The sequence below is a fragment of the Streptomyces sp. NPDC001770 genome, from assembly GCF_053596135.1.
In genome coordinates, this window is the sequence record NZ_JBSFFN010000102.1 from 1 (window position 1) to 2,201 (window position 2,201).

Sequence of the window (2,201 nt, forward strand, 5' to 3'; positions counted from 1 at the left end):
ACCGCATCCGGCGACACCCCCGCCGCCTCCCACACCGCGGCCAGCGACACCATCACCGCCCACAACGCCGGCTGCACCACATCCGCAGCCTCAAACCCATGCACACCAGCCAACACATCGTCCAACCGCCAGTCCACATAAGGCGCGAGAGCCACACCACACTCCGCCAACCTCGCCGCGAACACCGGCGAAACCTCCGCCAACTCACGGCCCATCCCCACCCACTGACTGCCCTGCCCCGGGAAGACGAACACCGTCCGCCCCACCCCGGCAGGTGCCACCGAACCCGTCACCACACCAGGTCCGGGCTGCCCCGTAGCCACCGCCGCCAGACCCGCCGCGAGCTCACCGCGCCCGCTACCGAGCACCACCGCACGATGCTCCAACGCCGCACGCGTCACCGCCAACGACCAGCCCACATCACCCACCGACAACTCCGGCCGCGCCACCACGAATTCACGCAGCCGACCCGCCTGACCTGCCAACGCCGCAGTGCTCTGACCCGACACCGGCCAGACCGAAGGTGCGGTGCCGAGAACCTTCGGAGCCGGGGTCTCCACCGGCTGCTCCAGCTCACCGACCAGGACCGGAGCTTCCTCGACGATCAGGTGGACGTTCGTACCACTCACGCCGAAGGCCGAGACACCGGCGCGGCGCGGACGCTCGCCCGCGGGCCACTCCACCGGCTCCTGAAGCAGCCGGACGTTGCCGGATTCCCAGTCCACGTGCGAGGACGGCTCCTCAGCGAACAGCGTCTTCGGCAACACACCGTGCCGCAACGCCATCACCATCTTGATCACACCCGCCACACCGCCGGCGCACTGAGTGTGACCGATGTTGGACTTCACCGACCCCAGCCACAACGGCTGCTCCTCGTAACGCTCTTGGCCGTATGTCGCGAGGAGGGCGTTGGCTTCGATCGGGTCACCGAGTGAGGTGCCGGTACCGTGGGCTTCCACGGCGTCGACGTCGGCCGGGGACAACTGTGCGTTGGCGAGGGCCGCGCGGATCACCCGGCGTTGCGAAGGACCGTTCGGCGCCGCCAGACCGTTCGACGCACCGTCCTGGTTCGCCGCACTCCCGCGGATCACCGCCAGCACCTGATGCCCATTGCGCTGGGCGTCCGACAGCCGCTCCAACATCACCATGCCCGCGCCCTCGCCCCAGCCGATCCCGTCGGCCTCCTCGGAGAACGCCTTCGACCGGCCGCTCGACGCCATACCGCCTTGCTGTGCGAACTCCATGAACGCGGCAGGCGAGACCATCACGGCCACACCGCCGGCCAGCGCCATCGAGCACTCACCGGCCCGCAGCGCCTGCACCGCCTGGTGCATCGCCACCAACGACGACGAACACGCCGTGTCCACCGTCACCGCAGGACCGGTCAACCCCAAGCAGTACGAGATCCGGCCGGAATGAACAGCCGTGACATTCCCGATCAGCCGGTAGCCGTCCAGGCTGGTGTCCTCGATCGGGAGGACCGAGCTGTATCCCGAGAAGTTGGCGCCGACGAACACACCGGTGGCCGAGCCGTGCAGGGACTTGGGGTCGATGCCTCCGTGCTCGATCGCCTCCCAAGAGGTCTCCAGCAACAACCGCTGCTGCGGATCCATCGCCAGCGCCTCACGCGGACTGATCCCGAAGAACCCCGCATCGAACTCGGCCGCGTCGTAGACGAATCCGCCCTGGCGCCGGTACTCCTGCCCCTTTCCGAACTCCTCCTCGTAGGCATCCCACCCGCGGTCGGTCGGAAAGCCGCCGATGGTGTCGGTGCCGGCCGCCACCAGGTTCCAGAACTGATCGGGCCCGTCCGCCCCGCCCGGGTACCGGCATCCCATGCCGACGATCGCGATCGGCTCGCCGAGCGCGGCAGCCACGACCTGGACCGCGCCCTCACTCCGGACCGCCTGCTCACCCACACCGACGAGTTCGCCTCGTACGTACTCCGCGAGGGCAGCGGCATTGGGATGGTCGAAGACCATCGTGGAAGCCAACCTGACACCGACCTCCTTCGAGAGCCGGTTCCGCAACTCCACCGCACCAACCGAATCAAAACCCAGATCCTTGAACGCCCGCTGCGGCAGCACATCCTCAGCCGACTCATGACCCAGCACCGCAGCCGCGTGAACACGCACCAGATCCGTCAACACCTGACGCTGCTCACCCACCGGCACCCCCACCAACCGGGACGCCCACTCACC

1 pseudogene is annotated in these 2,201 nt (G+C 68.4%); it reads right to left on the reverse strand.

Annotation, left to right across the window (positions count from 1 at the left end):
* Nucleotides 1-2,189 (reverse strand): annotated as a pseudogene (locus ACWCSV_RS34520) (type I polyketide synthase); the annotation flags it as partial.
* Nucleotides 2,190-2,201 lie beyond the last annotated feature (12 nt).